This window comes from Puniceibacterium sp. IMCC21224 (assembly GCF_001038505.1).
Taxonomy (GTDB): domain Bacteria; phylum Pseudomonadota; class Alphaproteobacteria; order Rhodobacterales; family Rhodobacteraceae; genus Puniceibacterium.
In genome coordinates this window covers 531,305-557,984 of the sequence record NZ_LDPY01000001.1, presented here as the reverse complement: position 1 = coordinate 557,984, position 26,680 = coordinate 531,305, and the positions used below count along the sequence as shown (strand labels likewise).

The window sequence follows — 26,680 nt, the reverse complement described above, 5'->3', positions numbered from 1 at the left end:
GTCGGCGGGTATCAGGCTAGGTGGCCGCTGATCCCGTCGCGATGCGCCACGACGCAGGGTCGGCCCAGACGTGCGGCCAATGTGCGCAGCGGTACGCCCAAGGTCGCACCGGTGCAAAGCGGCGTGCCGGTGTCGGCATTGATCAGCACCAGATGACCTTCGCGAAAGGCAATGCCATAACCCTTGATCCGCAGCAGGGTGGACAGGTCCGACCAACTGCGGGCTTTTTCCATGATCGGGGTGAGAAAGGCGCGCAACAGCGCCTGGGTCTCACAATCCAGAGGCGCCGGCAGCGAAACGATGGCGTTCGTCTGATCAGCGGCCGTTGAGGATACCGGAGGCAACTCGTACTGCATCGTATTTTACTTTCTCGATTCTACGATATTCAGTAGTGCCACCGCTTTTCGGCAAGAACAGGGCCATTTCGGGCCCATTTTCATCTCGCCGTCAAATTGTGACAGAAATGTCGCCGAACAGGCTTGAACGCACTTGTTTCAGCGAAAATTTCGCGCTGCGGTTTCGAAAACCGCAAACGGGCCACCCACCGGCGGCCCGTAGAATACAATCGCGGGGGTTTGACAGGATCAGCCTTTTTTCAGGACCCGCTGGCCCAGCACTTCGGCGATCTGTACCGCGTTCAGGGCGGCGCCCTTGCGCAGGTTGTCCGACACGCACCACAGGTTCAGCCCGTTGTCGATCGTACTATCCTGACGGATACGGCTGATAAAGGTGGCAAAATCTCCGACGCATTCGACGGGCGTGATGTATCCACCGTCCTCACGCTTGTCGATAACCATAACCCCCGGCGCCTCGCGCAGGATGTCGCGAGCCTCGTCCTCGTCCAGGAACTCTTCGAACTCAATATTGATTGCTTCCGAATGGCCGACAAAGACCGGAACCCGAACGCATGTCGCCGTAACCTTGATCTTGGTGTCGATGATCTTTTTCGTCTCGGCGACCATCTTCCATTCTTCTTTAGTCGATCCGTCGTCCAGAAAGACATCAATATGCGGGATCACGTTGAACGCGATTTGCTTGGTAAAGGTCCGGGGCGGCTTGCTGTCGGTCGGGTTGTAGATCGACTTGGTCTGGTCCCACAACTCGTCCAGCCCGGACTTGCCCGCGCCCGACACCGATTGGTAGGTCGACACCACAACCCGCTTTATCGTGGCGCGGTCGTGCAGCGGTTTGAGCGCGACAACCATCTGCGCGGTCGAACAGTTGGGATTGGCGATGATGTTCTTTTTGGAATAGCCCATGATCGCGTCGGCGTTCACCTCGGGCACGATCAGCGGCACGTCAGGATCGTAGCGGTAGAGTGACGAATTGTCGATCACCACGCAACCGGCCTTGGCTGCCCTCGGGGCATAGATCTTGGTCGCGTCGGACCCAATGGCAAACAGCGCCATGTCCCAGCCAGCAAAATCAAAGGTGTCCAGATCCTTGGTCTTGAGTGTCTTGTCGCCAAAGCTAACCTCAGTGCCCAGTGACTTGCGGCTCGCCAGTGCGACGATTTCGTCCACCGGGAACTCGCGCTCGGCGAGGATGTTCAACATTTCGCGGCCAACGTTACCCGTGGCCCCTGCGACAACTACTTTGTAGCCCATGGATGGCTCCTTCTTGGTGGGTACTTGCAGCACAGACCAATGCCTGCGCCGCGTGCGCGGTCCTTATCGCAGCACGTGGCTGTGTAAAAGGGGTGTCTTGCGGTCTGCCCTGTGCCTGCGCGCCGTGACATATGCTTAGGTTTTGAACATATTCCGCGAATCGCCCTGTGCCCCTTACTCGCCTCAACCACAGGTTGATTGCGCGCCGAGCCGCCGACCAAATACAGATAAATGAAAGATTATTTCGCCAAATCGCCCAATTGATCGGCATTTCGTCGGTGGAATCCTGCCAATTTCTGCAAGTGCAGCATTTGTCACTTGTCTATTGTTTGAGCGGTCGCATAAATGTTGGAAGTTGTTAGAAGGAATCAGGTGTGCCGTGTGTCTCAGTCTCAAATTCATATGAATGTGACACTTGGACGGCAAACCGTTATTTGAAAATAAGTTGATCACGACTGCGTAATCGCAGAGGAGCCAGTTTCGATGCTTTATACGATCGCGACATCACTGACGCGGGCTCAGAAACAGTATTTCTTCATGTTTATTGACGTGGTGATGATTTTCGCCGCCTTTCTGTCCGCTTTGCTGCTCAATTCCTCTGTCGCCGTCGAAGTAGACGTATTGTGGCAGATCGCCCCTCTTGTTGTCATCATGTCGCTGCTCGGGCTGCCAATTTCCAGCTACCTCGGGCTGCCCAGAACCAAGCTCAACGCTTACGAGATGCGGGGCGTTTGGGCGACGGCGCTCTATTCCATCGCGGTCAGCGTGATTGGTGCGGCGTTCAACGGGCTGTTTTCGCCGCGCCTTCCGGTCGAGGTGTTTCTGATCTTCAGCGTGATGTTTCTGGTCTATGGCGGCGCGTGGCGCGTCGGACTGCGCCAGTTCGTGCTCAACGTCTATCGCCACGGCCAAAGCCGAATGCGTGTCCTGATTTACGGCGCGGGCCAGACCGGGCAACAGTTGGTCGCTGCACTGCGCAGTGACGATGCAATTCGTCCGATCGCGTTTGTCGACGACAACCCAACACTTCAAAGCCTGATGATCGCCGGTCTGCCGGTTCATGCACCGTCCAAGATCAAGGATCTGATCGCGGACAAACTGATCGACCGCGTCGTGCTGGCCATGCCATCAATCAGCCAGTCCAAACAATCGCGTATCGCCCATCGCCTGCGCGAGATCGGCTGCGAGGTTCACGCCCTGCCCTCCTTTGCTGAACTTGTCGGCGAAGGCGAGCTGCGCAAGCGGGTCTCTCCTGTTTCACTCGACGATCTGCTGGGCCGCAACCGGCTCGAGGCGGAATTGCCTGGCGTCAGCCACGCCTATTCCGGTCGCCGTATCCTGATCACCGGGGCCGGCGGGTCCATTGGGTCTGAGCTTTGCCGTCAGCTGATCGCCTGCAAGCCGCAGTGCATTGTGCTGCTCGACCATTCCGAACTGGCACTTTACAACATCGACAAAGAACTGCGTGAACTGGCTTCTACCCTGCATATCGTGCCGATCCTTGGCACCGTGCTAGATGATGCAAAGATGCGCGAGCTGCTGGCGTCCTACGACATAGACGTGGTTCTGCATGCCGCCGCCTACAAGCATCTGCCGCTGGTCGAATGCAACCCGATTGCCGGCCTTAGCAACAACGTCATCGGAACCAAAGTTCTGGCCGATGCCTCGCGTGACGCCGGGGTCGAACGCTTTATTCTGGTGTCGTCTGACAAGGCCGTGCGCCCGACCAACGTCATGGGCGCGTCCAAGCGTCTGGCCGAACTCGTGGTGCAGGATATGGCGACACGGTCGTCGGGCACCCGTTTTTCCATGGTGCGTTTTGGCAATGTGCTTGGCTCTTCGGGGTCCGTCATTCCCCTGTTCGAAGAGCAGATCGGTCGCGGCGGTCCTGTGACCCTGACCCACGGCGCTGTGACCCGGTATTTCATGACCATTTCCGAAGCGGCGCGGCTGGTGCTGTTGGCCGGATCTTTTGCCCGTGGCGGCGATGTCTTTGTGCTTGATATGGGTGACCCGGTGCCAATCGCCAAACTGGCGCGCCAGATGATCGAAGGTGCCGGTCACTCGGTTCGTGATGCCCAAAACCCCGATGGCGACATCGAGATCCAGATCACCGGCCTGCGCCGCGGCGAGAAACTGCACGAAGAGCTGTTGATTTCACCCGACATGCTGACCACCCCGCACAACAAGATCCTGCGCGCTCAGGAAAGCTATTTGTCCGAGATCGAGATGGCCAACGCCCTCAAGGAACTGCGCCGTTCCATCCTGAATCTGGATGAAGACGCCGCCAAGGCTGTGATCGCCCGCTGGGTCGAACGTAGCCTCGAGGGTGAGCAGGCAGAGGCGCTCATCTGACTGCGCGCCCCTATTTCTGACCGCCCTGACAACAAGGCGCAAGGTGGCGCCTAGCGCCCCGGCAGCCCCTCGCGACGCCCCTCAGGTTCCCAATTTTCAATGATCGCACCGGCTTCGGCTGCAGTTTCGACAAAGCGGAACAGATCCAGATCCTCGGCGCTGATGGTGCCGGCATCGGCCAGCGCATCCCAGTTGATGATCTTTTCCCAAAAGTCGCGGCCGAACAGCAGGAATGGCACCCGCTTCATCCGCCCGGTCTGGATCAGGGTCAGCGCCTCAAACATTTCGTCCAGAGTGCCGAAACCACCAGGAAACACACATATCGCCCGCGCCCGCATCAGGAAATGCATCTTGCGAATCGCGAAATAGTGGAAGTTAAAGCACAGGTCCGGCGTGACATAGGCGTTGGGTGCCTGCTCGTGCGGCAGCACGATGTTCAGACCGATTGACACGCCGCCTGCGTCCACGGCGCCGCGGTTTCCGGCCTCCATGACCCCCGGTCCGCCACCCGTCACGATGACGAATTCGTGGCCGCCGGTCTCTTGGGATTTGCGGGTCATCTGCTGCGCAAACAGCCGCGCTTCGTCGTAGAACCGCGACAGATCGGCCAGCGTTTGGGTTCGCGCACTGGCCTTGTCCTCGGGCGCGGGAATACGCGCGCCGCCAAACATCACAACCGTCGATTCAATGCCATGCGCGTCCAGCGCCAATTCCGGCTTCATCAGCTCCAGTTGCAGCCGTACCGGGCGAAGCGCCTCATGGCCAAGAAAATCCTCGTCCGCAAAGGCCAGACGATAGGTTGGCGCCTGGGTTTGTGGCGTATCTGGCACGTGGCCTGCGGCGACGCGGTCAAGGCGGGCATCGCGGAACGGGCTGCGGCGGTGGTCTGTCATTTTCGGGCCTTTCGTCTCTTTTCTCTTAGCTATAGCCTTCGCACGACCGACACCAGAGACAGGGCACCGTGATGGACTGGACGACCGACATATCAGCCGCGACTGCCCGCATTGCGGGCCATGTGCTGCGCACGCCCGTCCTGACCAGCAGCGCCCTGACAGGCACGCCGGTGGCATTCAAGCTCGAACACCTTCAGCACACCGGCAGTTTCAAGGCGCGCGGGGCGTTCAATACGCTGCTCTCTTCTCCGGTCCCGGCGGCGGGGGTCGCGGCTGCCTCTGGCGGCAACCATGGTGCGGCGGTGGCCTATGCCGCACGCGCACTGGGCCACGCCGCGACAATATTCGTGCCCGAACTGGCCGGTCCCGCCAAGATCGCATTGATCGAACGCACGGGCGCCACATTGCATGTAATGCCGGGGGAATATGCCAATGCGCTGAACGCGGCGCAGGAATTTGCCGCACAAACCGGCGCGCTACAGATCCACGCCTATGACGCAGCCGCGACGGTTGCGGGACAGGGCAGTTGCTTTGCCGAGTGGGACGATCAGGGGCTGGATGCCGACACCGTGCTGATTGCCGTCGGCGGCGGTGGTCTGATATCCGGTGCTCTGGCCTGGTGGCAGGGGCGGCGCAGGGTGATCGCGATCGAGTCCGAGGGCACACCGACCCTGCACGCAGCCCTGGGTGCTGGCGCGCCGACCGATGTTGCAGTGTCCGGCATCGCGGCAAACGCACTGGGCGCACGGCGCATAGGCGACATCTGTTTTGGCCTCGCCTCGGCGCGGGGCACGCCGACCCTGCTGGTCAGCGACGCCGCAATTTCTGACGCCCAGCGCAGATTGTGGCAGGCCCACCGCCTGCTGGTTGAACCGGCGGGCGCCACGGCCCTCGCGGCGCTCACATCGGGCGCCTATCAGCCCGCAGCGGGGGAAAAAGTGGCAGTCCTGTTGTGTGGCGGCAATATCGCCCCGGATCCGCTGGGCTAGGCCGGGCCTGCTCGGACGGCGGGCAGCGATCCTCGCGGGATTGCGCGCCGCCTGACTTTGGTGTCTAAGACCCGCGCAATCATTGGTGCGTATGCACCCAAACGCCAGCAGCCGTTCTCAGGAGCTATACGATGTCCAACGCCGCACTCGAAACCGCCATCGAAGCCGCCTGGGAGGCCCGCGAAACCATCACCCCCGACACCAAGGGCGAAACCCGCGACGCCATCGAAACAACGCTGAACGCGCTCGACAGCGGCACCCTGCGGGTGGCCGAACGGCAGGACAGCGGCGACTGGCACGTCAACCAATGGGCGAAAAAAGCCGTTCTTCTGGGCTTTCGGATCAAGGACATGGAGCCCCAGTCCGGCGGCCCGCAGGGCGGCGGCTGGTGGGACAAGGTCGACAGCAAATTTATGGGCTGGAAAAAGAAAGACTGGAAAAAGGCCGGGTTCCGCGCCGTTCCCAACTGCGTTGTCCGCAAGTCGGCCTATATCGCCCCCGGCGTGGTGCTGATGCCATCCTTTGTGAACCTTGGCGCCTATGTCGACAGCGGCACCATGGTGGATGCCTGGGCCACCGTCGGATCCTGCGCGCAGATCGGCAAGAACGTCCACCTGTCCGGCGGCGTCGGCATCGGCGGCGTGCTGGAACCAATGCAGGCCGGCCCGACGATCATTGAGGATAACTGCTTTATCGGTGCGCGTTCCGAAGTGGTCGAAGGCTGTATCATCCGCGAAGGATCGGTGCTGGGTATGGGCGTCTATATTGGCCAGTCGACCAAGATCATCGACCGTGAAACCGGTGACGTGACCTACGGAGAAGTACCGCCCTACTCCGTTGTTGTGTCCGGTTCGATGCCGTCCAAGAACAACGTGAACCTCTATTGCGCGGTGATCGTCAAACGGGTCGATGCCAAGACCCGTTCGAAAACCGGCATCAACGAATTGCTGCGGGACTGACGCAGGCACTGACGGGGCGAACTGCCATGACCGAGCCTAAGAAACCCAACCGCCAGCAGGTCTTTACCCTGCTGGTCGAGGTCGGTCGCAAGACCGGCGATGGCCTGCCCAAGGGCGCGACCGGTGCGGCGCTGATGTGCTATGCCTCTGGCGTCGATGAGGCCGAGGCCGTGCGCGAAACCGTCGCGATCCTGAAACAGGCAGACATGGCACCGCTGGACGTCACCGGCTATGGCACCGAAGACGAGCGCCGCGCCGAGGGCCACGAGATTGACGAAGACGAGGCCGAACTGATGGCCCGCGCGCTGGCGGAAAATTCGGTCATCGTCGCTCAGGTCACACCCTTCTTCGACAAGCCCGAGTAGCCCACCGCGCGACACAGTTGCCTGTGCCGTGTTGGCGCATTTGAACTTGGCCCGCGACTGCGCTACCGCTTGGGCTGTCCCGAACGGAGCCCAGAGCCATGACCACCGATCCCGTCGCCTTGACCGCCGCCCTGATTAAATGCCCCTCGGTCACCCCCGAGGACGGTGGCGCGCTAAACCTGCTGGAAACCCTGCTTTCGGATGCAGGGTTTATCTGCACACGGGTTGAGCGTGGCGGGATCGGCAACCTTTTTGCGCGTTGGGGCGACAAGGCACACGCGCGCAGTTTCGGCTTTAACGGGCACACGGATGTGGTGCCGTTGGGGGATCCGGCGGACTGGACCATGCCGCCGTTTGGTGCCGAAATAAAGAGTGGGATAATGTATGGCCGCGGCGCAACCGACATGAAATCCGGCGTCGCCGCCTTTGCCGCAGCCGCTGTGGATTTTGTGCGCGACACCCCGCCGGACGGGGCCGTAATCCTGGCGATCACTGGTGATGAAGAGGGCGACGCCACCGACGGCACCGTTGCGCTGCTGGACTGGATGACGCACCAGGGCGAACAGATGGCTGTCTGTCTGGTGGGCGAACCGACCTGCCCCGACCATATGGGCCAAATGATAAAGATCGGGCGCCGCGGGTCGATGAACGCGCATTTTACCGTGACCGGCCAGCAAGGCCATTCCGCCTATCCGCACCGCGCCTGCAATCCGATGCCTGCCATGGCGCGGCTGATGGACCGGTTGTCGTCGCATGTTCTTGACGAAGGCACAGCGCATTTCGACGCCTCAACCCTGGCGGTTGTGACCATCGACACCGGCAATCCGGCAACCAACGTGATCCCGGCCCAGACCCGAGCCACGCTCAACATCCGGTTCAACGATCACCACTCTGGCGCGTCCCTGTCTGACTGGCTGATCGCCGAATCCGCCGCCATCGACGCCGATTTTGGCACCTCAACCGAGGTGCAGATCAAGATTTCCGGCGAAAGTTTCGTCACGCCGCCAGGGCCGCTGTCGGATCTGGTTGCCCGTTCAGTCGAGGCGGAAACCGGCGTTGTGCCAGAGCTGTCGACGACCGGCGGCACGTCCGACGCACGGTTTGTCAAGGATCACTGCCCGGTGGTTGAATTTGGCCTTGTCGGCAAGACGATGCATCAGATCGACGAGCGGGTCGAAGTGGCGCAGATCCGCCAGCTCAAATCAATCTATACCCGCATTTTGCGCGACTATTTTGCCTGACCCCTGGGCGTCTATACGACCGCGCGTCGCTTCGCTGATGACGGCACCCCACGACCATGATAGGCCAGAGCCATGAGCACATTGCCGAGCAAATCGGACATCCTCGTCTGGATTTCCGAGCATCCGACCCTCACCGCCAAACGCGACATCGCCAAGGCCTTTGGCATCAAAGGGGCTGCGCGGATCGACCTCAAACGCATGCTCAAAGAGCTTGAGCAGGACGGCCATCTGGAAAAGCGCAAGAAAACCTATCGTGACCCGGACCGGCTGCCCCCGGTCAGCGTGTTGCAGGTCCGCGCCCCGTCGCCGGATGGTGATCTTTATGCCAAACCGTTGGAATGGCATGGTGAAGGTGTCGAACCTGTCGTGCTGATCATCCCCCGCGACAGTGACCCGGCTCTGGGCGAGGGGGACCGCATCCTTGCCCGGCTGCAACTGGTTGAAGGCGATGACCACCATTACGAAGCGCGGCTGATCCGCCGCATCGGGTCGAACCCGCAAAAGATCATCGGTATCTTTCGCAAAGCGTCCGAGGGCGGGCGTATCCTGCCGATCGACAAAGGGTCCGATCGCGAATGGGCTGTCGCGGACGACGCCACCGGCGGCGCCAAAGACGGCGAGCTGGTCGAGGCCGAGCAGTCCGGTCCCAAAGGTCGCATGGGTCTGCCCCGCGCCCGCATTGTCATGCGTCTGGGTGATCCGACCGCGCCGCGCGCGGTGTCGCTGATCGCCATTCACCAACACGGCATTCCCGACGATTTCCCCGACGATGTGGTCGCAGAAGCCGACAGCCAAAAACCCGCGGGCCTCAAGGGTCGCAAAGATCTGCGGGACCTGCCCCTGATCACAATTGACCCCTGGGATGCCCGCGATCACGATGATGCCTGCTTTGCCGAGGCTGATGACGATCCCAAGAACCCCGGCGGCTATATCCTCTGGGTCGCGATTGCTGATGTGGCGCATTACGTGCGTCCCGGCACCGCGCTGGATCACGAGGCCCGCAAGCGCGGCAATTCCAGCTATTTCCCCGATCGTGTGGTGCCGATGCTGCCCGACCGGCTGTCGGGTGATCTGTGTTCGCTGCACGAAGGGGTGCCGCGCGCCTGTATCGCCGTGCGTATGGTCATCGACGCTGATGGAAACAAACGTGGGCAGACCTTTGTCCGCGGGCTCATGCGATCCCCGGCCTCGTTGAACTACGAAGAGGTGCAAGAGGCTATCAACGGCACCCCCAACGACAAGACCGCGCCGCTGCTGGAACCGGTGCTAAAGCCGCTTTATGCAGCTTACGCTGCGCTTAGGGCGGCACGCGAGCGGCGGCAACCGCTGGATCTGGATCTGCCGGAGCGCAAGATCCAGCTTTCTGATGAAGGCACCGTAACCTCTGTCAATTTCACCATGCGGATGGATGCACACAAACTGATCGAGGAGTTTATGGTCCTCGCCAATGTCGCTGCGGCTGAGACGCTGAACGCGAAAAAGACCCCGCTGCTGTTCCGCGTCCACGAGGAACCGCCACCCGAAAAGCTGGAATCGCTGCGCGACACCGTCGATGCGGCGGGCTTTACACTGGCCAAGGGGCAGGTCCTCAAAACCGCGCATCTCAACAAATTGCTGCACGATGCCGCTGGATCGGATGAATCCGAGCTGATCAACATCGCCACGCTGCGGTCGATGACACAGGCCTATTACAGCCCCAAGAATTTCGGCCATTTCGGGTTGGCCCTGCAATCCTACGCACATTTCACCTCACCGATCCGGCGCTATTCGGATCTGGTGGTACACCGCGCGCTGATCACCGCGCATGGCTGGGGTGATGACGGGCTGCGGCCCGAGGATATCGAACGGCTCGAAGCAACTGCGACACATATCTCGGACACCGAACGCCGGTCGATGGTAGCCGAGCGCGACACCACAGATCGCTATCTGGCCGCCTATCTGTCGGATCGGCTGGGGGCCGAATTCGACGGGCGGATCAGCGGCATCGCCAAGTTCGGCGTATTTGTAAAACTGGATGAAACCGGCGCAGACGGGCTGATCCCGATCCGCAGCCTTGGAAACGAATATTTTCATTTCGATCGCGACAGCGCCACACTGATGGGTGCCGATTCGGGTCGCGTCATCGGTCTAGGCCTGCGGGTCAAGGTCAAGCTGGTCGAGGCGGCGCCGGTGACAGGCGGGATCGGGCTGGAACTGCTCCAGATCGAGGACGAGGAAATGCCGCGCGGCCATGGTGGCGCACGTCCGTTCCGCGGGCGCGGACGTGGCAAACCGGGTGGTCCGCCCCGTCGCAAGGCATCCGCAGCCCAGAAGAAAGACGCCAAGACCAAACGCAAGGTCAGCCGGACGCGGACCACCAAGCGCTGAGATCTGGGTAAAGCTCGGCGCGCCCGCGCTGGACATAAGCCATCAAAGCCGTCCGATCCCGCCGCGCCCGGCGTCATGCGGTATCCACCGGCAGAGTGTCGATCATCGACAGGACTGGCACAGCCGAGGCATCCGCTTTCGGTGCTTGATCGACAAGGCGTAGCCCGGTCCCGTTCGCCATGGCCGTCCATTGCCGCTTTTCGGGCATTTGCAATGCCCCGCCGGGCAACGGGACTGCCGATTGCGCAGCGAATGATTGGCGGCGATGCGATGCCCGAGATCAAAAGCGCAGCGCCGCAACCGCATGTATCGAACCAATGGGTCGCTGCTGATTGCGACAACGGGTTTGTCCGAACGGGTAACTCGATACTCTACGATCGGAAGGCGGTTTCTATACCGTCGGTGCTGGTGTGGCGGAACCGAAACGCCTCTGATGGGTCCTGTCAAACTGAACTGGACCCGCATCGCCATGACCCTAGCCTATGCTCCGCCCGACGCGGCACCCGATAACCTATCCCACGGCAATGAACCGCTTTTCCCGTCTCGCGACGTATCCCACGACGTCCGGGAATTGCTCAAACGCTGCCTGGTTTCTGTGATTGCCACCAGGGTACCTGATGTGGACCGCCTACTTGATGGTCGCCTGCCGCTGGACCAATTGCCGTCGCAGGGCCGTTTTGCTGCCCTTCAGGCGCTTGGCACATGGCATCAGCTGCTCGCGATTGCCCGTGAATTCGATGCGGTGCAGATGCGGCGGGAAATCGAGCGCGCCAGTTCCGCCCGTGCCATCCCGGGATCTTTTGCCGATGTCGTCGGGCGCGCCGCAGACCGAGGTCTGACAACCGAGCGGATGAACAATGCCCTGTCCCGGCTGCGTGTTTGCCCCACAATGACCGCCCATCCGACCGAGACCAAGCGCGTCACCGTTCTGGAAATCCACCGCCGGATCTATCGCCGCCTGACCGATCTGCTCGGACGCGCCTGGGCCCCGCGCGAGCAAGAGGCCTATCTGCAGGCGCTCATGGGTGAGATTGAACTGCTTTGGCTGACTGGCGAACTGCGATTGGAAAAGCCAACTGTCGCGCAAGAAGTTTCGTGGGGGCTATATTTCTTTCGCGAGGTGCTGTTCACGGCGCTGCCCGCGCTGCACGACACCCTGAACCACGCGCTGGGGGACCACTATTCCGGGGTGCGGCCCGGCCCGTTCCTACGGTTTTCCAGCTGGATCGGTGGCGACCGCGACGGCAACCCGCATGTCACCGCAGACGTCACCCGCGACGCGCTGACCGAATACCGCAACGCCGCGATCAAATCCTACCGGCCAGCGTTGGCGGACCTGTGCAGAGACCTGTCAATCAGCCGCAGTACCACCAATGTGCCACAAGGGTTTTTGGCGACCGTCGCGGCGCAACTTGATCTCTGTGGCGGGTCCGCCGAAGAGACCCGGTTGCACAACACCGCAGAGCCGTTCCGACAATGCGCAACGGCACTGTTGTTGCGCCTCGACGCCACGCTGACCCCAGATAGTGGGGTGACACCCTTTGCGTCAGCACGCGAATTCGAAGGCCTGGTCGCTTTGCTCGACGATGCGCTGTGCGCTGCCGGTGCCGAACGGGCGGCGGCGCGGCGCACCGGGCCCCTGCTGCGACGAATCCAGACGTTTGGGTTCTGCACCGTCTCGCTGGATATCCGGCAGAACGCGACCGTGATCAACCGCACAGTCGCCGCCGTGTTGTCGGCGCGCGATGCCAGCCCGGTGCCACCTATCAACACACCCGAATGGTCCCGCCGGTTGACCGATTGTCTTTCCGACGCCCCGCTTGACCTTACGACATTCAGGGATCTGCCGGATGAGGCGCGTGAAACGCTGGACCTGTTTGCCCTTGTGACCCAGGCCCGCGCCCGGGACCGGCAGTCGATCGGCACGGTGATCCTGTCGATGACCACCTCGGCTGACGATATCTTTGCCGTTTACCTGCTGGCCCGCTGGACTGCGCCGCGGGCCGCCTGCGACGCGCCGACCGGGATCGAAGTGGTGCCGCTGCTGGAAACCATCGACGATCTGCGCGCCGCGACCGACATCCTGGATACCCTGTTCAGCAACCGGGCGGTGCGCCGCGCCGTGCGCGAGGCGGGCGATGTGCAGGAAATCATGCTGGGTTATTCCGACAGCAACAAGGATGGCGGGTTCCTGACGTCGAACTGGGAATTGTCAAAGGCACAGACCGCCGTGCGCCGTACCGGCGAAAAGCACCGCGTTCGGGTTTCGTTTTTCCATGGACGCGGTGGGTCGGTCAGCCGCGGTGGGGCGCCTGCGGGGCGCGCGATTGCAGCGCAGCCAGTCGGCACGGTAGATGGTCGACTGCGCGTGACCGAACAGGGCGAGATCGTGTCTGCCAAATTCGCCAACCGGGGCACGGCGCTTGGCAACCTCGAACATCTCTGTGCGGCTGTCTTGCGCCATACCATTGAACCTGACAGCGACCGTCAGCAGGCCGAAACACCTGAGTTCAACGAGGCCTTCGAGGCCCTGTCCGGTCTGGCGCAGGTGCGCTATCTCGACCTTGTGCGTGCCCCCAGCTTTGTCGATTATTTCCATGAAGCAAGCCCGGTCGACGAATTAGCACTGCTCAAGATCGGTTCGCGTCCCGCCAAACGCTTTGGCACCGGCGCCCGCGACCTGGCCGATCTGCGCGCGATCCCCTGGGTCTTTGCCTGGAGCCAGAACCGCCACATGCTCAGCGGCTGGTACGGGATCGGTTCAGCGTTGTCATCGTTCACCCGCGTACGGGGTGATAGCGGCAAGGATCTGCTGCAGCGCATGTTCGATCGGTCCCGGCTGTTTCGGCTGGTGATCGACGAGGCGGAAAAAGTACTGTTCCAGTCCGATATGGAGATAGCCCGCGCCTATGCTAGGCTGGTGCAGGATTCTGACACCCGCGCCCGCGTACTGTCCCGGATCGAGGCCGAGCATGCCCTGACCCGCAGCATGATCCTGTCGGTGACCGGCGGCACTGAACTGGCCCAACGGTTCCCGGTATTTCGCGAACAGGTGCAGGGCATCAGCGCGCAGATGGGTGGCGTTCATCATCTTCAGATCGACCTGCTGGACCGGGTGCGTCGCGTCGGTGGATCGGATCATGCGGACCCGGCAGATGTCGATGCCCTGCTCATGTCGATTCACGTCATTTCAACCGGCCTGGGCTGGACCGGCTGACCGCAACCAAAAATCCAAGGGAGGATAGCAATGAACATCGTAACCAAATCCATGTCATCCAGAGAGGCATTCTTTCACCGCCCCGTGTCGGAGTCCGACCCCGAACTGTTTGGCACCATCACCCGCGAACTGGGCCGCCAGCGCGATGAAGTCGAGTTGATCGCATCCGAAAACATCGTCAGCCAGGCCGTCATGGACGCCCAAGGGTCGGTGATGACCAACAAATACGCCGAAGGCTATCCCGGTCGGCGCTATTATGGCGGCTGCCAGTATGTCGACGAAGCCGAGAATATTGCCATTGACCGGGTCAAGACGCTGTTCGGCTGCGAATATGCCAATGTGCAGCCAAATTCCGGGTCACAGGCCAATCAGGCCGTGTTCATGACCCTGATGCAGCCGGGCGATACGTTTCTGGGCCTCAACCTTGCCGCCGGGGGGCATCTGACCCATGGTGCCTCGGTGAATCAATCGGGCAAATGGTTCAACGCCGTGCATTATTCGGTGCGAGAGGATGATCACCTGCTGGACATGGAACAGGTGGCGCGTCTGGCGGATGAGCACAAACCCAAAGTCATTGTCGCCGGCGGATCGGCCTATTCACGCCATATCGATTTTGCCGCGTTTCGGGCGATTGCTGATACGGTCGGGGCCAAGCTGTTTGTCGACATGGCGCATTTTGCCGGGTTGGTCGCAGGGGGCGCGCATCCATCGCCGCTGCCATATGCAGATGTCGTGACCTCGACCACGCACAAGACCCTGCGCGGCCCGCGCGGCGGCATCATCCTGTCTAACGATCCGGCGCTGGGCAAGAAACTGAATTCTGCCGTATTCCCCGGACTTCAGGGGGGGCCTTTGATGCATGTGATCGCAGCCAAGGCCGTGGCATTCGGCGAGGCGCTGACGCCGCAATATCGCGATTACATCACGCAAGTGGTCCGCAACGCCCAGGCATTGGCAGACACTTTGCAACAGGGTGGCGTCGATATCGTCTCGGGGGGCACTGACACCCATCTGACGCTGGCCGATCTGCGTCCCAAGGGACTGTCTGGCAAGGCGGTCGAGGAATCACTGGGGCGCGCCCACATCACCTGCAACAAGAACGGCATCCCCTTTGATCCCGCTCCGCCGATGAAACCATCAGGGATTCGTCTGGGCACCCCCGCCATCACCACACGCGGGTTGGGCCAAAGTGAGACGCGTGAAATCGGGCGCCTTATCCTTGAGGTCATCGACGGGCTGGTGGCTAATGGCCAAGACGGCAACGCCGTGGTCGAAGACACCGTACGGGGCAAAGTGGCGTCCCTGCTCCGGGATTTTCCGATCTACATCTGATGCTTCCGCACACGATCAATTCATCTGCATGGCCCATATGGCTGGGTCATGCGGTGTCGTGCACGGACAGCAAATTGACGTCTCGCTCAGGTGAAGTGTTGCCGGAACACAGCGATCACACGATAAACACAGCCAAGTGACACGCGCCTGCATCCGGCTGTGCTACGAAACCGGCATGAAACGACGCGCCCTCATATCCCTGCTGATATCCACCGCGACCATGGCCTGGGCCGATGGTCCCCAAGTTGTCGCGGCCCACGCTGAAAAATCGGGCATGGGCTGGCGCATCTCGGTCACGCTATCGCATCCCGACACCGGTTGGGATCATTATGCGCAGGGCTGGGAAATTGTCGACGCGACCGGCCGGGTGCTGGGCACCCGCGAGCTGATGCATCCCCATGTCACAGAGCAACCGTTCACCCGTTCGCTCAATGCCGTCATACTGCCGGATGGTGTACGCGAAATATACATTCGCACAAAATGCTCGGTCGAAGGCTGGACTGCGCCGCTGTATCGACTGACCCTGTCACCGATGGGCACAGAAGAGGCCGCCTCCGGGGACTAAATCCATTCCTCGCGTCCAGCCTCGGGACATTCCCAAACGCAAACGGCCCCGACAGATTGTTCTGCCGGGGCCGTCTTTGTCATGTTGGTTCGGCTGCGCCGACGATCACATCTTGCCGATCGACCAGAGAAAGGTTTCGCCCGAGCTGTCATCGACGCCGTCATTGTCAGTCGACATCCACATCGTGCCATCCGACATCACAGCCAGACCTTCGACCTTGTCGACAACATAACCGCCCCAAGCCTTGAGGTCGGGGATCAGGTCACGCACTTCTTCTTTGCTGACCACCGGCAGATCACCACCCAGCGGGGCCGCAACGAACTCAGCGGCGGGTATCCGGTAGACCTTTTTTGTCACGGCCGCATCGCCGATCTGGTTGTCCCGCTCGACCACATAGACCCAATCGCCATGCGCGACGATCTCGGACAGACCAACCCAACCCTTGGCAGGTTCGGCTTTCGGATACAGGACGGCACCCCATTCCTGGGTTTCGGGGTTGTAGGCCACCAGTTTCACATGGTTCTTGGGGTCATCCCCCCATTCGCGCTGAACAGCCATCCAGAGCCAGTCACCAACCTGAGTAATCCCTTCAAAGCCAAAGCGGACCTCGTGCGCCAGCAATTCGGCCGGCAGGGCGATCTCGTCCTTGATCTCACCTTTGGCGTTCACGTGATACAAGGCATGCGGCACCAGCTTGTCGGTGTTCCCTTCTGAGGCGATCCAGAAGCCGCCGTCTCCGTCAACCGTGATGCCCTCCATATCCAGCTTTTGCGCAGGCACACCGCCACGCGTTACTGGCAGCGCATCGGTGATCTGCGCCGGTGTGACCGAGGTGTCGATGGTAAAGATCGTCGGCTGATAGCTGTAAAAGCTGTCATTCACAGCATAGAGGGTCGAACCCTCGCCCGCCACCATGCCAGAGATCGCACCCCAGCCGATCAGCTCATCAGCCCCAGCCGAGGTCAACGTCGGATAGGCGGCAGCGCCTTCGCCGTATTCAAAGATCATGACATGCGCACGCACGCCGCCATCTTCGATTAGATCCGCCTCATTTGCGACAACCATCAGATTGCGCGACGGGATTGCCACGACACCCTCGGGCGCGATGCCCGACGGCAGGATCTGCTTGAGCACCGGGCTTGCCGGATCGCTCATGTCATAGACACCAACGACCGAGGCGCGCTCGGCCAGCAGGAACATGTAAGGCACACTATCAAAGGTGGCGATTTCCATGCCCTCAGGCTCGATCCCTTTGGCATCCGAACGCTTGTCAGGGTAATGGCCGACCTGCGCCACCGCATGTTCAAAGCTCGGGCCGCTCTCGTAGACCAGCGTGCCGTCTTTGTTGAACACAGTAAAGCCGCGCGATCCACCGTCCATGTCGCCCTCGTTGGCAATCACGATGTGGTCGTCATCCAGCCACTGCACCGCATCCGGTTCGCGCAGGCGACCGGGCTGCGCAGAATCGAACACAATGGAGGCACGGTCGTCAGTGGTATCAATGCCCTCGAGGTCCACCGCACCGGCGCTGAAATGGTTCAGCACCGCGCCGTCACGGCCCAGAATGACGATATGATTGTTTTCCTGCATCGTCACGGCCACTTCGCCCAGACCGTTGATATCGCCAAACTCGGGTTCAGGATCTTCGGGTGAGATGTCCGCCAGGCCTGTCACAACAGCGTGGCGCAGCGTGGCACAATCCATCGTGCCGTCGCCAAGGTCGATCAGGACCACATCCCCTGCAGGCATCTGCGGCACACGACCGTCGCCGGCATCCTCGTCGCGCTCATTCTCGATCGCAACAGCGATGAACGATCCGTCCTTGGCAAAGGCGGTGCTGTCGGGCTGCCCGCCCAGATCGCACTGTGCCAGTTCGTCGCCCGACGCCAAATCAATGGCCGACAGATGGCCCGACGGCGTTTCATAGCTCTCGGAAGTGTTCACCGCGACATAGGCAGTGTTGCCGACAATGCTGACTGCGGTCGGCTCACCGCCCAGTTCGATATTGCCCAGCGGCTGCGGATCAGTGGCATCGGTGATGTCGATCCGGCCCAGAACACCCAGCGGGCTGTCGGTATAGGCCAATGTCATACCGTCGCCGCTGACCGAAATAATCTCGGCCGAGGTTTCGCGCCCCAGATCTTCGCCTTCCGCCATATTGCGCGGCGTGGCAAAACTGGCGATGCGGTTGAAATTCATGTCGGCCATGGCCGTGCCCGCGCAAAGCGCGAGGCTCGAAGTCAGACAGATCGTACGGATAGTCATGGAGTCCCCCATTTGAGTCTGGAGGCGGTGTGCGCCGCTATGACGACACCCGTGCGACACTTATGTAACGTTGTGATGACGCCGCACCATTGCCACCGGCGCCAACCCGAGGAACCCGCCAGAGGCGGGTGACGAGATATCAGGCGCGCGCCGCAAGGCGCGCACCATTTGGTAAAAGCAGCTGGTGAAAATGGCTCAGACGGCCAGGCAGACGTATTTCATCTCAAGGTAATCCTCGATGCCGTGGTGGCTGCCTTCGCGCCCCAGACCCGATTGCTTGACCCCACCAAATGGTGCCAGCTCGGTCGAGATGATGCCAGTGTTCACGCCAACAATCCCATATTCCAGCGCCTCGGCCACCTTGTAGACGCGCCGCAGATCCTTGGCATAGAAATAGGATGCAAGGCCAAAGATCGTGTCATTGGCCAGTGCAATCACTTCATCCTCGTCCTCGAACTTGAACAGTGGCGCAAAGGGGCCAAAGGTCTCTTCCGTCGACACTGCCATATCTTTGGTGGCGCCGGTGACAATGGTCGGCCCAAAGAAGTTGCCTTTGGCCCCGGCGTCTTCGCCGCCCAGAATGACCGTACCACCCTTGGCCTTGGCGTCGGCAATATGCTCACGTACCTTATCGATGGCCTCAACATTGATCAGCGGGCCCAAATCGGTGCCATCCTCCAGTCCGTCGCCAACCTTCATTGCCGCGACACGGGCGCGCAGCTTTTCGGCAAAGGCGTCATAGACACCAGCTTGCACATACAGCCGGTTTGCACAAACGCAGGTCTGGCCGTTGTTGCGGAACTTGCACGTGATCGCGCCCTCGACCGCGGCATCCAGATCCGCATCGTCGAACACGATGAAAGGCGCGTTGCCCCCCAGCTCCATCGAACATTTCATCACCTGCTCGGCGGCCTGCCGCAGCAGGATGCGCCCCACCTCGGTCGATCCGGTAAAGGTCAGCTTGCGCACTGCCGGGTTCTCGCAGAATTCCTTGCCGATTTCCGACGCGGATGACGACGGTACCACACTGAACACCCCCGCCGGAATGCCGGCCCGCTCGGCCAGAACGGCCAGCACGATGGCCGACAGCGGTGTTTCTTTGGCCGGGCGCGCGACAAAGGCGCAGCCTGCCGCCAGCGCCGGACCCGCCTTGCGGGTGATCATCGCGTTGGGAAAATTCCACGGTGTGATCGACGCGGCGACGCCGATCGGCTGCTTGATCACCATGATCCGCTTGTCGCGCTGGTGGCCGGGGATCATCTCGCCGTAGATCCGCTTGGCCTCTTCGCCAAAAAACTCGATAAAGGACGCACCATAAGCGATCTCGCCCTTGGCCTCGGCCAGCGGCTTGCCCTGCTCGGCGGTCAAAATCACACCCAGATCGTGCTGATTCTCCATCATCAGATCGAACCATTTGCGCATCACCGCTGCGCGTTCCTTGCCGGTCCAGCTGGCCCATTCCTTTTGCGCCGCTTCGGCCTGGGCGATGGCACCCGCGACCTGCGCGCGGCTCAGATCCGCCACTTGCGCCACCACATCCCCGCGCGCGGGGTTGGTGACGTCAAAGGTGCCCTTGTCGCCATCCACCCACTGACCGCCGATATAGGCGCGGGTTTCCAGAAGGCTGGGGTCTTTGAGAAGGCTGGCGAGGTTTGTGGCTTGATCGAGCATGGTCATCTCCGATTTTGATACTGCGGCCCGCAGTTCGTCTGCTATGCATATAGTCCAGCCCCAGCGCGGAGGGAAGCGATGGACATCGACGACGCCTACGACAACATATCGTATATTCCGGACGCCGCCGGATACGAGCCGCGCTGGAGCGCGCTGGCCAAGACCTTTCGCCAGCGAATGGCCGCTCCCAGACGCGCGCGTCTGGGACTGATGTATGGTCCCACGGCGCGGCAGGTGCTGGATTTGTTCCTGCCCGAGGGCGCGCAACAGGGGTTGGTCGTCTTTGTCCATGGCGGCTACTGGCGACGATTCGACCGGACGGTATTCTCGCATCTGGCGCAGGGCGCGGTCGCGCGGGGCTGGGCGGTGGCGATGCCGTCCTACGATCTGGTTCCGCAGGTGCGGATCAGCGACATCACGCGTCAAGTTGCGCGGGCCGTGACAGTTGCGTCTCGCGAAGTTGGCGGGCCGCTGCGGCTGGTGGGACATTCCGCAGGCGGCCATCTGGTTGCGCGACTGGCCGCGCCCAACATGCTGCCCCCGGACGTGGCAACACGTGTGGACAGGCTGATGCCTATTTCATCCGTGTCAGACGTGCGACCGCTGGTACAGACCCGAATGAACACAGATTTCCGACTGGACGCAGCTGAAGCGCAGGCCGAAAGCCCCGTCTTACAACCGCGCCCGGCGATGTCTGTCACCGTGTGGGTCGGATCAGACGAGCGCCCCGCCTTCCTTGATCAGTCGCGCTGGCTGGCCGAGGCGTGGGATGCCCGGCATGTAATCCAACCCGGAGCCAATCATTTCACTGTGGTTGACGGGTTGTCCGACGCTGATTCTGCGATCAGCCAGGCGCTATTGGCCATTTGAGTTGCCGTCTGTTGCCAGGGTTCCTTGCGTATTTGAAAAGAGAAGAAGCCGGGGTCGGCTTTCTGACTGCTGATCAGCGCAATTGACCGCTGATCATAAAAGGCGTCACGGCTGATATGTTCGCACAAGAGACGCAAAACATCGCTTGCCGGATTCAAGATCCTGGCGTAACGCTGTGGCAAGGCGATGGCGTCGCCCGCGTGCCCGATATGGTACGATCTGTTTTCCGTCCTGAACGCCGGGACCTTTCTCGTGCTGCAGTGCTGTGAGGGTGGACAACAGAGTTTCCCCCGGACCTGCGGTACATTGTCGGAGGGTCATTCCATGCAACGTCCAGAATTCTATCGTTTTCACAATGGTGAAAAGGCGTCCCTGCCCTTTGCAGTCGCCGAATATGAAGCCCGCTTGTCCGGGTTGCGCCGGATCATGACTGAGGCCGGGGTCGACGCATGTGTGCTGAGTTCGATGCACAATATCGCCTACTACTCGGGCTTTCTGTATTGCAGTTTCGGGCGTCCCTACGCGCTGGTCGTCACACCGACTGACAGTGTCACGATTTCGGCAGGGATCGACGCGGGCCAGCCGTGGCGGCGCTGTCATGGTGACAATATCACCTATACCGACTGGACGCGGGACAACTATTGGCGCGCGATCCGTTCGGTCACCGGAACAGACCGCATCATCGGGTTCGAGGAGGATCACCTGACCTTGCAGGGTCTGGCCAAGCTCGATTCATTCCTGACGCCAAGATCCAAAGTGGCCGTCAACGACGCGACAATGCGCCAGAGGATGCACAAATCCGCCGCCGAAATCGCCCTGATCCGCGAAGGCGCGCGTGTCGCCGATATCGGTGGCTATGCTATCCGGGACGCCATCCGCGAAGGTGTCAGCGAAATCGACGTGACCATGGCCGGGCGCGACGCGATGGAGGTCGAGATTGCCCACGCCTTTCCGGACGCCGAATATCGCGATACCTGGGTCTGGTTCCAGAGCGGGTTAAACACCGACGGCGCACACAACCCAGTGACCGGGCGCGTGTTGCAGCATGGCGATATCCTGTCGCTGAACTGCTTTCCGATGATCTCGGGGTATTACACCGCGCTGGAACGGACATTGTTTGTGGGTGACGTCGACGATGCGTCCTTGCGGATCTGGGAGGCCAACGTGGCAGCGCATGAATATGGCATGTCCCTGCTGCGCCCCGGCGCGTCCTGTGCCGAAATCACCCACAAGATCAACGACTTTCTGGCCGAGCGGGAGATGCTGCAATACCGCACTTTTGGCTATGGTCACAGCTTTGGGGTGCTGTCGCATTTCTATGGCCGCGAAGCCGGTCTGGAACTGCGCGAAGATATCGACACTGTGCTGGAGCCGGGGATGGTCATCTCGATGGAGCCGATGCTGACCATCCCCGAGGGCCAACCGGGCGCAGGCGGATACCGCGAACATGATATTCTGGTGATCGGCGCAGATAACGCCGAAGATATCACACACTACCCTTACGGTCCCGGTTTCAACGTGGTCGGCGCCGCGTAAGCGATCTGTGTCACATGCCCGGTCAGCCCGCCGTCCCGCCCAGGGCGATGGGCTGACTGTCAAAATAGCGGTTATTGGCCGAAGTTGGCCAGCGCCGTGTAGTCGATGGTGCCAAGCGCTTCGAGCATCGCCGCCTTGTCCGCGCCTTCGGCCTGAACCAGAATACGGTTGCCGACCAGACCCATGATCTGGCCGTCCTGAATGGCGAAACGCTGGCTGCCGATGCGTTCGACCGTCATTCCCATGGCGGCGGCATTGGCCACCATGGCTGACATACCCGCCACCATCGGATTATCCGCCATCATGGTGATGGTATACGTGCTGGACGCCGTCGCGTCGGTATAGGTTGCCTGCGCCCCGACGCCACCGCCCATCATCGCCAGACCGGCATTCATGTCCTCGTCATCCTCGCGCGTCCACCCTTCGGGCGCGGCTGGCAGATACCCACCCAGCGCATCGGTCTTGAGCGCCAGCAGCTTGTTGCGGGCGAAATCAAGTTCTTCGATCGCGTATTGCACGTCGCCGTCTTCGTAGGCCGAAAGGGCGGATTGCAAAGCATCCGTCACCTCGTCAGCAACGACGATCTGCGGCAGCAGAAATGCCGGGATTAGCAGGACGGAAAAGCGGCGAAGGTAAATTGGAAAAGGCATGAATTTCTCCGGAAAGATAAATGATGTCTTGATGCACTGATCTTAGCCATGGGTGATCATCACGCAAGTGGCGTTGGCCGGGCATCGCGCCCCGGATCAGGCGCAAATGAGGTTTATTCCCCGCACAATCTGGGGCGGCATCGAACAAATGTGGCCGGCGGCACAACTGGGCCGGCAGCCACATCCGAAGTTCAGATCTGACGACCCGAACTTTTAGGCCAGGACAGGTGTAATCGTCAGACCCTTGGTGATCGCGTTGGAGTAGGGGCAGACGCCGTGACCGCCGTCGATCAGGTCTTTGGCGGTTGCTTCATCCACACCCGGCAGTGACACTTTGATCTGGATATCCAGGCCAAAGCCCATGTCTTCGCGCGGGCCGATACCGACCTGGACATTGACCGATGCGTCATCCGGCACGCTCAGCTTTTTTTGACCTGCGTAGAACCGCATCGCGCCCATGAAGCAGGCGGCATAGCCCGCCGCGAACAGTTTTTCCGGGTTGGCTGCATCGCCACCCGGACCGCCCATTGCCGTGGGCACAGCAAGGTCGAGCGACAGCGTACCATCGTCGGTTTGGGTGTGACCATCGCGGCCGCCGCCGGTAGCTGTGGCGCTGGTGGAATATATAATCTTGGTCGGCATGATGAGCTCCTATCTTTGATCCCAGGCGATTTTATCGTGTACGATATAAATAGTGCCGAACGTCACTGGGTCAAGGGCTTGCGAATACATCGCGCACGATCTACCTCAGAATTATGACAGACACCGGAGACAAGATTGACGGGCTGGAGCAAATGCTTTGCTTTGACCTTTATGCCGCGAACCACGCGTTCGGGCGGTTCTACAAGCCGTTGCTTGATCCGATGGGCCTGACTTATCCGCAATATCTGGTGCTTCTGGTGCTCTGGTCGCAAGGTGGCCAAAGCGTCGGACAGATCGGTCAGCGGCTTGGGTTGTCATCCAATACCCTGACCCCGGTGATCAAGCGGCTGGCGGCAGCCGGGCGCGTCACCCGCAGCCGCGACCAAAATGACGAGCGTCGGGTGCTTGTGACGCTGACAGACGCGGGTGCAGCACTTGAGGCTGACGCGGCGGCCATCCCGATGTGCGTGGCGCGCAACACCGGGATGGCGGTGGACGAGATCCGCGATTTGCAAACTAAGCTGCGACAGATTTCGGGCGCACTGAACACGCGCTGACCGCCAGCCTGACAGATCAGCGTTGCGCCGCCGCGTCGGTTGGGGCAGTTTTCCACAACAATAAAATTTTGCGGGGACGCCAATGTAAATTGGCATTACATTCCCCATCTACATCAAAAGCGATTGACTGGGAGAAGGCAGAGACGATGGCCGATTTTGACACACAGGTGCGCGAAAGCCAGGCGCAGGTCGCCGCCGCACAGTCCAAGATTTCCGAACTGACGACGCGAATCGAAACCGCCCGATCCAAGATGAAATCAGGCGACGACGCGATGATCGACATCGAAAACGCCACACTGGAAGATGTTCACGCCCACACCGACGTGATGAACGCCAATATCGCCGAACTGATTATGGGGCTGGACGACGTTACCTCGGCCTTTTCGCGCGACTTTGACGAAATGCGGACCAAGACCGGTTGGGAAAGCTTTGTCGGCATCTTTTCGCAGGCGAAATCGGATTCGATGCGGCAGGAGCGGGTCAAGACCGCCAGCATCGACGACAAATTGCAGGATCTGATCGGGAAATCCGACGTGATCGTCAAACTGCTCGAAGGGCAGCTGTCCCTGCTTAACGACCAAAAGGACAAGGTTGAAACCAATCTGACCGAAACCCTGGACGAGCGCGAATTTACCGTGGGCGAACTAGAAGCCACCCGCGCCGGGATTCTGGCGATGGATCCAAAGATCATCGAGCTGGAAAACCGCATCGGCATGGAACAGGACGCCGCCGCACGCACCAAATTGGAAACCGAACTGGCCGATCTGAACCGTGGCTACAACGCGCTGGTGCAGGACGAACAAGTCAAGCTGGCAAAATCCCAGACGCTGGAACGCTACATCGAAAAGGGCAAAACCTGGATCGATTCGCTGCAAAACCAGGCGGCGACGCAGATGGTACTGATCAACAAATTACAGACCGATACCAAACAGCGCGTGGTGCTGTACGACGCACTGACCAAATCGCTCAAGACGGCGCAGCAACAGGATGTGGCGCATCGGATCAACGAGATCGGCGTCGAGACCGACAAAGAGGCGCAGGCCGCCATGGCCGCCATCGGCACCGCCACCAATCAGCGCATGGGTGACATGCTCGAGGCGCACGAGGATCACATGGTCTTTGCCCGCGACGTGCTGGCACAAAAAGCCAAGGCCGACGAACGCTTTGCCCGTCGGTTTGCGGCGATCGTCGAAAAGCACGACAAAAACCTATACGGGGGCTAAGGCCATGGCGGGAACAACGCGCGCAGGCAAGGAACAGATATGAGTTACAGCGCAATTGCCGGGCTCGTGTTGTTCGCAGTGCTATGCATGGTCGTGGCCGCACGCATCAGCAACCGCCCCTATCGGCGCAGAGACAATGCCTCCGGAACGGGGTCTTCGTGGGTCGACAGCGATGGTTGTGATGGTGGGGGGGGCGACGGTGGAGATTGACCCCGCAAACGATCATGTCGGACTGAGCGATCTGTTCGCGAGCCGCAGGTATTTCGCCAAATTCGCCGCGATCACCGGGCACCTTGGACGGGTTGCGGCACTATTGCAGGCCGAAGGCACGCTCAGCAAAACCGAGGTCGAGGTGCTGGCGCGGTATGTCCAGAGCATCGCGTTCACCTTTCGCGCGCTGAGCATGAAATACCTGCTGGTCGGGCGCGACACCGGGCAGTTCTTTGGCTCGCTCACCATGGACGATCACGAAAGCGGCTTTCCCGTTGCGCCGGAACTGATGGTGATGGCCAATGACGCGATGCAGGCGGCGGCACACTTGGACGGCCTGCCCACGACCGACGCCCTGAAGGATCAGATGGTGCGGCAGATCATCGGCGAACAATCCGTACCAACCCGGCTGCAATTCGCGCTGAGCCAGCGGCTGTACTATGAGGAATTGCAACGCGGACAGCTTTTCTGGGCCCGCAACGATCCGATTGCCGTCTGGCTGAGCGGGACCGAGCCGCGGCGCACCTATCTGCTGCATTGGGCGGTCTATGACAGCCAGATCAACCTGCCAGTGATCTACCTGATGGAGGTTGAGGATTCCGGTCGCGACGCCCTGCCACGCGATCTGCGCCGCTGGCCCGAAGTGCAGGCGCATCTGATCGGGCAATCACTGGGCGGACTAAAGTTGCTGACAATCGCCAAGGGGTTCGACGAAAGCTTTGACCATCTGCATCCAAAGCGGCTGCGGCGGCTGCACATCGGCCCGATGTATTCGCATCAATACACCCGTCAGTCCGGCCCGATCCGCGACGTGCTTGCCGCCGCCCGCGCGCCGCAGGGGCAGGACTGGGCGCTGGCCTGGACCTGGGAGGAATTGCTAAGCGACCGGGTGCGTGAAGAGCGCGCGGGCTGGTTCGGCAAAGTAGAGCGCGAGATCTTCGCGCTCGACCCATTCGCAGGCCGCGGGGTGGACACCGGCGCCACCCGGACCGAGCGGATGATTGTCCTGCCCGAGAGGCCCTTTCAGGTGTTGGCAGAACAAAATCCGGCCGGATTTGCCAGCGTGCGCAAATTTGTAGTGAGCCCGGCGGGCCGAGTCCTGAACCACTGAACGTCAGTGCCGTTTGTGAGGGTTTGATTTTGCGTACTTTTGAAGAGAAGAAGCA

At 60.9% G+C, this 26,680-nt stretch carries 21 protein-coding genes; 14 read left to right on the top strand and 7 right to left on the bottom strand.

Going from position 1 to position 26,680, the window contains the following annotated elements; translation table 11 throughout:
• Positions 1 to 11 precede the first annotated feature (11 nt).
• A complete protein-coding gene (locus IMCC21224_RS02565; RefSeq protein ID WP_053078873.1) occupies positions 12 to 356 on the bottom strand; it encodes a hypothetical protein in 345 nt (114 codons plus the stop codon).
• Positions 357 to 584: 228 nt separating this feature from the next.
• Positions 585 to 1,607 carry an aspartate-semialdehyde dehydrogenase gene (locus IMCC21224_RS02560; RefSeq protein WP_047994018.1) on the bottom strand — a complete coding sequence of 341 codons (1,023 nt, stop codon included), beginning with the start codon at positions 1,605 to 1,607 and terminating at the stop codon, positions 585 to 587.
• 483 nt (positions 1,608 to 2,090) lie between these two features.
• Between IMCC21224_RS02560 and IMCC21224_RS02555 the strand changes: the two genes are divergently transcribed.
• Positions 2,091 to 3,962, top strand: a complete 1,872-nt coding sequence (locus IMCC21224_RS02555) for a nucleoside-diphosphate sugar epimerase/dehydratase (protein ID WP_047994017.1) — start codon at positions 2,091 to 2,093, stop codon at positions 3,960 to 3,962.
• A 50-nt stretch (positions 3,963 to 4,012) separates the two neighbouring features.
• On the opposite strand, the gene IMCC21224_RS02550 is transcribed toward IMCC21224_RS02555, so the two are convergent.
• Positions 4,013 to 4,855, bottom strand: a complete 843-nt coding sequence (locus tag IMCC21224_RS02550; RefSeq protein ID WP_047994016.1) for a TIGR00730 family Rossman fold protein — start codon at positions 4,853 to 4,855, stop codon at positions 4,013 to 4,015.
• Positions 4,856 to 4,926: 71 nt separating this feature from the next.
• Between IMCC21224_RS02550 and IMCC21224_RS02545 the strand changes: the two genes are divergently transcribed.
• The 8 genes from IMCC21224_RS02545 to IMCC21224_RS02510 all read left to right on the top strand — a co-directional run bounded on the left by IMCC21224_RS02545 (position 4,927) and on the right by IMCC21224_RS02510 (position 15,890).
• Entirely contained in the window at positions 4,927 to 5,844 is a 918-nt protein-coding gene (locus tag IMCC21224_RS02545; RefSeq protein WP_047994015.1) for a threonine/serine dehydratase, read from the top strand.
• 131 nt (positions 5,845 to 5,975) lie between these two features.
• Complete coding sequence (gene dapD, locus IMCC21224_RS02540; RefSeq protein ID WP_047994014.1) at positions 5,976 to 6,803, top strand: 2,3,4,5-tetrahydropyridine-2,6-dicarboxylate N-succinyltransferase; 828 nt, start codon at positions 5,976 to 5,978, stop codon at positions 6,801 to 6,803.
• A gap of 26 nt (positions 6,804 to 6,829) precedes the next feature.
• Entirely contained in the window at positions 6,830 to 7,168 is a 339-nt protein-coding gene (locus IMCC21224_RS02535; RefSeq protein WP_047994013.1) for a hypothetical protein, read from the top strand.
• A gap of 98 nt (positions 7,169 to 7,266) precedes the next feature.
• Positions 7,267 to 8,409 carry a succinyl-diaminopimelate desuccinylase gene (dapE, locus tag IMCC21224_RS02530; RefSeq protein WP_047994012.1) on the top strand — a complete coding sequence of 381 codons (1,143 nt, stop codon included), beginning with the start codon at positions 7,267 to 7,269 and terminating at the stop codon, positions 8,407 to 8,409.
• Positions 8,410 to 8,481: 72 nt separating this feature from the next.
• Positions 8,482 to 10,776: a ribonuclease R gene (rnr, locus tag IMCC21224_RS02525; protein WP_047994011.1), complete on the top strand. Its 2,295-nt coding sequence runs from the start codon at positions 8,482 to 8,484 to the stop codon at positions 10,774 to 10,776.
• 433 nt (positions 10,777 to 11,209) lie between these two features.
• Positions 11,210 to 13,993 (top strand): phosphoenolpyruvate carboxylase, encoded by a 2,784-nt coding sequence (locus IMCC21224_RS02520; protein WP_231581999.1) that lies wholly within the window; start codon positions 11,210 to 11,212, stop codon positions 13,991 to 13,993.
• Positions 13,994 to 14,023: 30 nt separating this feature from the next.
• Positions 14,024 to 15,325 (top strand): serine hydroxymethyltransferase, encoded by a 1,302-nt coding sequence (gene glyA / locus IMCC21224_RS02515; RefSeq protein ID WP_047994010.1) that lies wholly within the window; start codon positions 14,024 to 14,026, stop codon positions 15,323 to 15,325.
• Positions 15,326 to 15,500: 175 nt separating this feature from the next.
• Positions 15,501 to 15,890, top strand: a complete 390-nt coding sequence (locus tag IMCC21224_RS02510) for a hypothetical protein (protein WP_047996813.1) — start codon at positions 15,501 to 15,503, stop codon at positions 15,888 to 15,890.
• Positions 15,891 to 15,995: 105 nt separating this feature from the next.
• On the opposite strand, the gene IMCC21224_RS02505 is transcribed toward IMCC21224_RS02510, so the two are convergent.
• On the bottom strand, positions 15,996 to 18,155 hold the full coding sequence (locus tag IMCC21224_RS02505; protein ID WP_047994009.1) for an esterase-like activity of phytase family protein: 2,160 nt from the start codon (positions 18,153 to 18,155) through the stop codon (positions 15,996 to 15,998).
• A 195-nt stretch (positions 18,156 to 18,350) separates the two neighbouring features.
• Positions 18,351 to 19,826 (bottom strand): NAD-dependent succinate-semialdehyde dehydrogenase, encoded by a 1,476-nt coding sequence (locus tag IMCC21224_RS02500; protein ID WP_047996812.1) that lies wholly within the window; start codon positions 19,824 to 19,826, stop codon positions 18,351 to 18,353.
• Between the two features lie 78 nt (positions 19,827 to 19,904).
• Here IMCC21224_RS02500 and IMCC21224_RS02495 point away from each other — a divergent pair, with 78 nt between their 5' ends.
• Together IMCC21224_RS02495 and IMCC21224_RS02490 are read left to right on the top strand one after the other, a co-directional pair.
• Positions 19,905 to 20,696 (top strand): alpha/beta hydrolase, encoded by a 792-nt coding sequence (locus tag IMCC21224_RS02495; protein ID WP_047994008.1) that lies wholly within the window; start codon positions 19,905 to 19,907, stop codon positions 20,694 to 20,696.
• A gap of 324 nt (positions 20,697 to 21,020) precedes the next feature.
• Positions 21,021 to 22,232 carry an aminopeptidase P family protein gene (locus IMCC21224_RS02490; RefSeq protein WP_047994007.1) on the top strand — a complete coding sequence of 404 codons (1,212 nt, stop codon included), beginning with the start codon at positions 21,021 to 21,023 and terminating at the stop codon, positions 22,230 to 22,232.
• 71 nt (positions 22,233 to 22,303) lie between these two features.
• On the opposite strand, the gene IMCC21224_RS02485 is transcribed toward IMCC21224_RS02490, so the two are convergent.
• A complete protein-coding gene (locus IMCC21224_RS02485) occupies positions 22,304 to 22,882 on the bottom strand; it encodes a hypothetical protein (protein ID WP_053078872.1) in 579 nt (192 codons plus the stop codon).
• 213 nt (positions 22,883 to 23,095) lie between these two features.
• Positions 23,096 to 23,524 (bottom strand): organic hydroperoxide resistance protein, encoded by a 429-nt coding sequence (locus IMCC21224_RS02480; RefSeq protein ID WP_047994006.1) that lies wholly within the window; start codon positions 23,522 to 23,524, stop codon positions 23,096 to 23,098.
• A gap of 113 nt (positions 23,525 to 23,637) precedes the next feature.
• Between IMCC21224_RS02480 and IMCC21224_RS02475 the strand changes: the two genes are divergently transcribed.
• The 3 genes from IMCC21224_RS02475 to IMCC21224_RS02465 all read left to right on the top strand — a co-directional run bounded on the left by IMCC21224_RS02475 (position 23,638) and on the right by IMCC21224_RS02465 (position 26,625).
• On the top strand, positions 23,638 to 24,081 hold the full coding sequence (locus IMCC21224_RS02475) for a MarR family winged helix-turn-helix transcriptional regulator (protein WP_047994005.1): 444 nt from the start codon (positions 23,638 to 23,640) through the stop codon (positions 24,079 to 24,081).
• A 146-nt stretch (positions 24,082 to 24,227) separates the two neighbouring features.
• The gene (locus tag IMCC21224_RS02470; protein ID WP_047994004.1) at positions 24,228 to 25,304 is read left to right on the top strand and encodes a hypothetical protein; all 1,077 of its coding nucleotides are present in this window, start codon (positions 24,228 to 24,230) and stop codon (positions 25,302 to 25,304) included.
• 181 nt (positions 25,305 to 25,485) lie between these two features.
• On the top strand, positions 25,486 to 26,625 hold the full coding sequence (locus IMCC21224_RS02465; protein ID WP_047996810.1) for a hypothetical protein: 1,140 nt from the start codon (positions 25,486 to 25,488) through the stop codon (positions 26,623 to 26,625).
• The last annotated feature ends 55 nt before the right edge of the window (positions 26,626 to 26,680 follow it).